This is a genomic window from Micromonospora vulcania, assembly GCF_042658605.1.
GTDB lineage: Bacteria > Actinomycetota > Actinomycetes > Mycobacteriales > Micromonosporaceae > Micromonospora > Micromonospora vulcania.
On sequence record NZ_JBHSQS010000034.1, the window covers coordinates 1 to 6,752 of the forward strand.

General features: G+C 68.1%; 7 protein-coding genes. 2 read left to right on the forward strand and 5 right to left on the reverse strand.

The window, feature by feature from the left end; genetic code table 11:
* Window positions 1-251: 251 nt before the first annotated feature.
* A complete protein-coding gene (locus tag ACFQGL_RS29815; protein WP_377515958.1) occupies window positions 252-1,274 on the reverse strand; it encodes an AraC-like ligand-binding domain-containing protein in 1,023 nt (340 codons plus the stop codon).
* 337 nt (window positions 1,275-1,611) lie between these two features.
* Here ACFQGL_RS29815 and ACFQGL_RS29820 point away from each other — a divergent pair, with 337 nt between their 5' ends.
* Complete coding sequence (locus ACFQGL_RS29820; RefSeq protein WP_377515959.1) at window positions 1,612-2,292, forward strand: hemerythrin domain-containing protein; 681 nt, start codon at window positions 1,612-1,614, stop codon at window positions 2,290-2,292.
* Between the two features lie 446 nt (window positions 2,293-2,738).
* Here the strand turns inward: ACFQGL_RS29820 and ACFQGL_RS29825 are convergent, their stop codons facing one another.
* From ACFQGL_RS29825 to ACFQGL_RS29835, 3 genes are all read right to left on the reverse strand, one after another.
* Window positions 2,739-3,680 carry a TIGR01777 family oxidoreductase gene (locus tag ACFQGL_RS29825; RefSeq protein ID WP_377515960.1) on the reverse strand — a complete coding sequence of 314 codons (942 nt, stop codon included), beginning with the start codon at window positions 3,678-3,680 and terminating at the stop codon, window positions 2,739-2,741.
* Between the two features lie 156 nt (window positions 3,681-3,836).
* Window positions 3,837-4,703 carry an oxidoreductase gene (locus ACFQGL_RS29830; RefSeq protein WP_377515961.1) on the reverse strand — a complete coding sequence of 289 codons (867 nt, stop codon included), beginning with the start codon at window positions 4,701-4,703 and terminating at the stop codon, window positions 3,837-3,839.
* Between the two features lie 68 nt (window positions 4,704-4,771).
* Entirely contained in the window at window positions 4,772-5,521 is a 750-nt protein-coding gene (locus ACFQGL_RS29835) for an SDR family NAD(P)-dependent oxidoreductase (protein ID WP_377515962.1), read from the reverse strand.
* A 145-nt stretch (window positions 5,522-5,666) separates the two neighbouring features.
* Between ACFQGL_RS29835 and ACFQGL_RS29840 the strand changes: the two genes are divergently transcribed.
* The gene (locus tag ACFQGL_RS29840) at window positions 5,667-6,230 is read left to right on the forward strand and encodes a TetR/AcrR family transcriptional regulator (protein WP_377515963.1); all 564 of its coding nucleotides are present in this window, start codon (window positions 5,667-5,669) and stop codon (window positions 6,228-6,230) included.
* Between the two features lie 79 nt (window positions 6,231-6,309).
* On the opposite strand, the gene ACFQGL_RS29845 is transcribed toward ACFQGL_RS29840, so the two are convergent.
* Window positions 6,310-6,752: tetratricopeptide repeat protein (locus ACFQGL_RS29845; protein ID WP_377515964.1), on the reverse strand; the 443-nt coding region annotated here is incomplete at its 5' end.

Sequence of the window (6,752 nt, forward strand, 5' to 3'; positions counted from 1 at the left end):
CCCGCCCCGTCGATCTAGGGCATATCGTTGTTGCTGGAGATCCACTAGCAGCGATATGCCCTAGATCGACGGGGAGAGTGGGGGTAGCTACGTCGGCACACAGCACCTGCGCTTCCTCCGGTGGGTGCGGCGAACGTCCTGGGCCGCGCTCGGCGCGAGTCGGCTGGTGTGGTTCGCCAGCACGAAGGTCGCCGTCCCTCGGCGTGCCCGCCGGTCAGGTCGTCCTTGGGCCAGGGACGTGCGGGAGATGCTCAGAGGGGATTCTGTGCACGGACGCGCTGGACGGAGGTGGGGCGGGTGCGCGGGTCGCGTCGGAAGGCTTGGGGAGACATTCCAAAGGCGCTCTTGAAGGCCCTGCTGAAGTGAGCCTTGTCGGGGAAACCCCAGCGGGCGGCGATGCTCTGGATGGGCCGTGTCCGTAAGCGGGCATCCCGCAGGTCGCGGGCGCATCGGTCCAGGCGCTTCGTTCGGATGAGTTCTGCGACTGTCTGGTCTTCGGCCTCGAACAGTCGATACAGGGTGCGGAGCGAGACGTGGTGCGCGGCCGCAACAGCACCCGGCGAGAGGTTCGGGTCGCCGAGATGCTCCTCGATGAACGCCTTGACCTGCACACGCAGGCCTTGGCCACGTACCTCGGTCGGTAGGGCGTCGGTGAGGTCCAGACGCTGGGCAAGCATCCCGGTCATCAGGTCTCGCGCAACGGAGCCCAGAAGCGGGACGTCGCCCTCCTGGTATTGCTCCGGGTGGGTCATCACCTGGCGCACGAACTGGCTGAGCAGCGCACCCATCCCCTCGCTGGCGGAGATGGTCGTGCCCAGGACCTGCGCGATCTTGTCGGGATGCAGCGGGATGACGTCGTGCGGGACGAGGATCGTCAAAGTAGTCAGCGGACTTTCGTGCTGCGACCGCCGCTGATGCGATGACTGATGCGGCCGCGATGTGTCGACGATGGCGAAATGCCCGGGCCTGAACAGATTCTCCCGCCGCTCCTGCTCCACCCCACCGTGCCCGGACAATGGCAGCGCGAACTGGTACATCTCCGGGTCGCTACGGCGGATGAACCTGCCGGTCCGTTGCATGGCCAGGGATGGATACTGCCACGACGACACCACCACCTCGCCCAGGCTGATGACCTCTGCCCGAGCGCGGAAGTCTCCCGAGTGAGCACTGTGGATCCGCATCGGCACCGACTCGCGTGCGATCAGGTCGTGCCAGAACCCGAACCGCTCACCCTCGGGCACCACGATGGTGTCGGCCGAGCCTACGGTAAGCACCGGTGCCCCTCAGTCCTCGTCGATGGCGTTGGCATGCCACGGTCAGCCCTGCTGCACGAGCGTACAGATCCGATGATCCTGGTGCGGTGAGCGGGAAGGGTGCGCTGGTGGTCTGCAGGCATCGGGCGATGGCAGCCCCGCGCAGGAGGGCCAACTGCTACCAGCCTGCCCGTAGCTCACCGGGAGCCGTCGGGACTTGTACCGATTCGGTGCCGGTTGCTCCGACAGTGGAACTAGGCAATTCTCCCGATGCCGTCCTGCCGATCTCCGGTAAACATCGGGCAGGAGTGTCCATGCAGTCCGTCGTCCATCGAATTTCTCAACCGAGGTCTTAGTGATGCAGGCAGTCAACGAGCCCATGGCAGACGTCCGCGACATGTACATGGCGCACACCATGTTCCGCCGCGAGTTCCGTCTCCTCCCGCAGCTCGTCCGGGACGTCGTGCCGGGTGACACCCAGCGCGCCGAGGTCGTGGCGAACCACGCCGACACGGTGTGTCATATCTTGCACGTGCACCACGAAGGCGAGGACATGGCCTTGTGGCCGCGCCTCGTCGAGCGGGGCGGGGAAGAGACCGCCGCCATCGTGCCGACGATGGAGGGGCAGCATCACGGCATCGAGGGCGCCCTGGCCGAGGTGACGGCGCTCCTACCGCAGTGGCGTGCCACGGCTCAGAGGGGCGATGACGTCGCCGCCGCCTTCGACCGGCTGCTTGAGAAACTCCTTGAGCACATGGCCTTGGAGGAGAAGGAGATCCTTCCCCTGGCTGAAAAGTACGTCACCGCGAGGGAGTGGGCCGAGCTCGGCGCGCACGCGATCGCCAACAGTCCGAAGAAGGAGCTTCCACTGGCCTTCGGTATGGCGATGTACGAGGGCGAACCTGACACGATCAAGGCGGTCCTCACGCACATGCCGCTCGTGCCGCGCCTGGTCATGCCGTTCCTGGCCCCACGCCTGTACGCCTCGCACGCCAAGAAGGTCTACGGCACCCCGACCCCGCCCCGCGTCGGTTCCTGACCAACGCGGCCCCGGGGCCGACGGTGTGGGCCTGATCGTGGGCATCGACCGGTTCATGTCCGACGCGATCACCTGTTATCCGCTATCGTCCGACGATCTTGTCTTCCTGTTGCGGCTCTTGTCCTCCAGGCGTCCCAGAAGGAACACGCCTCCGACGGGTGCTGCGTGCGTCAGAGAACGCTACCGACTCTGCTATCTCCCTGAGTTGCTCAAGCCGGGGCAGACGACCGAGACGTGGGGTCGCCAGCAACCCGTTCCGGGTCGTGGTACCGGCGACGGCCCAGCCCGGGACTCCCCGTGACCGGCAACCCGACCCTTGCCGTGGCCGCTGGTGGACTGCTGCTCCTCGTCGCCGGCGCTGCCGTCGCGTGGCTGGCCCGGCGTCGGCGCGTGGTGGTTGTCGTCGACCGACCTTGGGATCGAGCCCGGACTGCGGAGAACCCGCACTAGCCTCGGCGACGCCGTGACGCCAGGTCCGCGACCGCGGTCCGCCACTGCGGGTGGTCGAACGCGAATCCGGCATCAACGAGCCGCCCCGGGGTGACTCGGCGGCTCTTGAGCAGCAGCTCGGTGTCCGACCGCATCGCGAACGCGCCGACCTCGGCCATCCATCTGGTGGCCGGCAGGCCAACCGGCATCCGCCAGGCCGAACGCAGCTCCCGCATGAACTCCCGCTGTGGCAGCGGGCCGGGTGCGGCCAGGTTCACGGCTCCGGTGAGGTCGTCGCGTTCGATCAGGAACCGGATGGCGCGGACGAAGTCCTGGTCGTGGATCCACGAGACGTACTGTCGGCCGCCCGCGACCGGCCCGCCGAGCCCGAGCCGGGCAAGCCAGCTCAGCACGTCGAACACGCCGTCACGGCCGGGGCTCATCACCATGGCCGATCGCAGCGCGACCTTGCGTGTGTCGGGAGTTGCCGCCCGTTCCTGCGCGGCTTCCCAGTTCTGGGCGATCTTGATGCTGTACGCCCAGTACCCGGGCACACCGTGCTCGTCACCGCCGATCAGGCCGTCGTACTCGTCGTTGGCCGCGTCGAAGCGGTGCGCGTAGATCGTCGCGGTGCTCATCTGCATCCACACCTTGGGCGGGCGGGCCGCCTCGGCGATGGCCTCGCCGACAACCCGCGCCGACTCGACCCGCGAGCTCATCATGGCTTCGAGGTTCTGCGCGGTGTACCGACAGCTCACACTGCGCCCCGCCAGATTGATGACCACGTCGCTGCCGTCGATCTGCTCGGCCCACTCGCCGAGGGTGCGGCCATCCCAGTGCACCTGACGCGGACCCGTCGGGGAACGGGTCAACAGCACGACTTCGTGACCCTCCGCACTGAGTGCCCGATCCAGGATCCCGCCGACCTGCCCGGTCCCGCCGGGGATGACGACCTTCACGATCCATCCTCGCCCGACACCCGTATTTGAACATGTTCAACCATGCGGTGAGCGTATGAGTGGAGCGGCAGAAGGTCAAGATCCGCGTGTTCGCGTACACGCCGTACTCCCGGGGGGGTCGAGGTCGGACGGACCTCGCCCCCCGGGGACCGGCGGTCAGTTGTTGAGGCCGCTCAGGTCGCGGTGCTCGGCGTCGTCGGCGTCGGTGGAGACGCTCAGCTCACGCCACTTGTCGATCTCGGCGATCTTGGCCTCGTCGGCGGCGCGGATCAGCTGCACGGCGTCCGAGCCCAGCGGCAGCCGCAGCGGCGGCTCCGGCATCTCCGCGACCTGCAGAATGACCTCGGCACCCTTGGCCGGGTCGCCGGGGAGCTGCACGCCACCCTTCAGGTGCGAGATCATGTAGCCCACGGTGGACTGGTAGTCCTCGCCAGGCTCGATGGTGGCCATCGAGGAGCCGGCCCAGTCGGTGCGGAAGCCGCCCGGCTCGATGATCGTGACCCGTACACCGAAGGGCTTCACCTCGGCGGCGAGCGCCTCCGAGAAGCCCTCCACACCAAACTTCGACGCACCGTACGCGGCCAGCCCGTAGCCGGGCGCCCGTCGTCCGCCGATGGTGGAGAACTGGATGAAATGCCCCGAGCGCTGCTGGCGGAAAACCCCGATGGCGGCCCGGGTCACGTTGATCACGCCGAACAGGTTCGTCTCGATCTGCGCCCGGAACACGTCCACGGGCGTCTCCTCGATCGAGCCCAGCGTGCCGTACCCCGCGTTGTTGACCACGACGTCGAGGCGACCGAAGGTGTCGACGGCGGCCTGGACGGCGGCCTTCGCGGCGTTGTCGTCGGTGACGTCCAGGGCGACGGCGATGACCCGGCCCTGTCCCTTCTCGACCAGATCGGCGAGATCGCTCTCGCGCCGGGCGGTCGCCACGAGCTTGTCGCCGCTGGCGATGACCGCCTCGGCGATCGTGCGGCCGAAGCCGCGGGAGGAACCGGTGATGAGCCAGACCTTCTCAGACATGAGTGGTGGTGCCTTTCGTGGAGAGGTTGTGCGGCAGTGCCGCGAGGTGCGGGATGGGGCCGGGTGCGTCAGGCGAGGAAGCCGCCGTCGACCGCCAGGTGCGCCCCCGTGATGTACGACGCGTCGTCGCTGAGCAGGAACGCGACCGCGGTCGCGATCTCCCGGGGAGCGCCGAGTCGCTTGGCGGGGATGGTGGCGGCGATGTGCTCGACCTCGCCTTCGCCGGCGTCGAGCATGGGAGTGTCGATCACGCCCGGCTGCAGCTCGTTGATCCGGATGTTGCGGGCCGCCCAGTCGCGCGCCGCCGAGCGCGTCAGGCCGCGCGCCCCGTGCTTGCTTGCCGAGTACGCGGCCCGTTGCGGCAGCCCCCGGTCGGCGAACACGCTGGAGACGTTGACGATCGCACCGCCGCCGCTCGCGGCGATCGCCGGCAGCTCGGCCCTCATGGAGTAGTACAGCGACGACAGGTTGGCCGCCAGCGTGCCGTCCCAGACGTCGACCGGCAGGTCCGGCAGGTCGTGATTCTCGCTGGACACGCCCGCGTTGTTGACGGCGTAGTGCAGCCCGCCGAACCGGTCGACGGTCGCCCGCACCGCGCGTCCCAGCGCCTCCGGATCGGTGACGTCGGCGGGCAGTACGAGCGCCTCGCCGCCGTTTGCGTCGATGCCGTCGGCCACCGCCCGTAGCGGTGCCTCCCTGCGCCCGAGCAGCGCGACCTTGGCGCCGCGTTGCGCGAGTAGCTCGGCGGTGGCCGCGCCCATTCCAGTGCCGGCACCAGTGACCAGGGCCACCTTGCCGGCGAATGTCATCTCTCCCATTGCTCCTTCTTCCCACGTTTCGGGTTGTGTGGGGTAATAAAATCGATTACAGCCGAATTAATGACCAGTCAGTCACCGCCGACGACCGTACTCCGGTGGGGCGGCCATCGTCTACTGACCGGTCAGTCACCGGTAGGATGGACCCATGAACAGCTCACGGATCAGCCGCGACAAGCTCCTCGGGGCCGCCGCCGAGGAGTTCGGCGAGCGAGGCATCGCCGGTGCGCGGGTGGAACGCATCGCGGCGCAGGCCGGGGTGAGCAAGGGCCTGGTCTACACCCACTTCGGCAGCAAGGACGAGTTGTTCGACACGGTCTTCGCGGACTACGTACTCGACACCATGCGGCAGGTTCCGTTCACCGCGGATGATCTGCCGGAGTACGCCGGGCGCCTGCACGACTGGTACCTGGCCAACCCCGCCGCCGCGCGGCTGTCCCGGTGGTACTCGCTGGAACGGGGCGAGGACGCGCAGTTGGAGACGGTCAGCACGTCCAGCGCGGCCAAGGTCGAGGCGATCACCGCCGCTCAGGAGCAGGGCCAGATCAGCTCGCGTCTGGACGCTCCGACGATGCTGCTCGCCGTGCTGACCCTGGCGTCGATGTGGGCCGTGAAGCCGTCCGAGATCACCATGCTCGCCGACCGGACGCGGGGGGCCGCGGTACGCCGGCAGGCGGTGGTCGACGCGGTACGGGCCCTGACCGCACCCTGAGCAGCGTGCAGGGGCTCCGGAGTTTCCCGGGACCCCTGCTCGACGAAAGCCGTGCCATGCGGGCGGTCTTCGGTCGTCCTCACTCGTCTCGGAGCCGGTAGGCATGGGCGAGGATCTCTCTCGATGCGACGGTCGACGGGTGCATCTCGCCTAACACTCGCTCGCGTACGGCGACGGTTGACTCGTACAGCGCAATCGCCTCCGTCAGCCGGCCGGCCAACTGGTAGGCGCCGCCGAGATTGTTGCGGGACGTGAGGGTGTTGGGGTGTTCGTCGCCTAGAGTCCGCTCCAACGCGCTGAGGGTGGTTTCGTGCAGCGGGATGGCTTCGGCCAGTCGTTCGGCTGCTTGGTAGGCGCCGGCGAGGTTGTTTCGGGACGTGAGGGTGTCGGGGTGTTCGTTGCCCAGGGTCCGCTCCAACGCGCTGAGGGTGGTTTCGTAGAGCGGGATGGCTTCGGTCAGCCGCCCTGCTGTTTGGTAGGCGTGGGCGAGGTTGTTTCGGGACGTGAGGGTGTCGGGGTGTT

What these genes read in the sequence shown, in the direction of transcription:
- ACFQGL_RS29820 (WP_377515959.1), top strand. Translation starts at nt 1,612, where the DNA reads ATGCAGGCAGTCAACGAGCCCATGGCAGACGTCCGCGACATGTACATG.
- ACFQGL_RS29830 (WP_377515961.1), bottom strand. Translation starts at nt 4,703, where the DNA reads ATGTCTGAGAAGGTCTGGCTCATCACCGGTTCCTCCCGCGGCTTCGGC.
- ACFQGL_RS29835 (WP_377515962.1), bottom strand. Translation starts at nt 5,521, where the DNA reads ATGGGAGAGATGACATTCGCCGGCAAGGTGGCCCTGGTCACTGGTGCC.
- ACFQGL_RS29840 (WP_377515963.1), top strand. Translation starts at nt 5,667, where the DNA reads ATGAACAGCTCACGGATCAGCCGCGACAAGCTCCTCGGGGCCGCCGCC.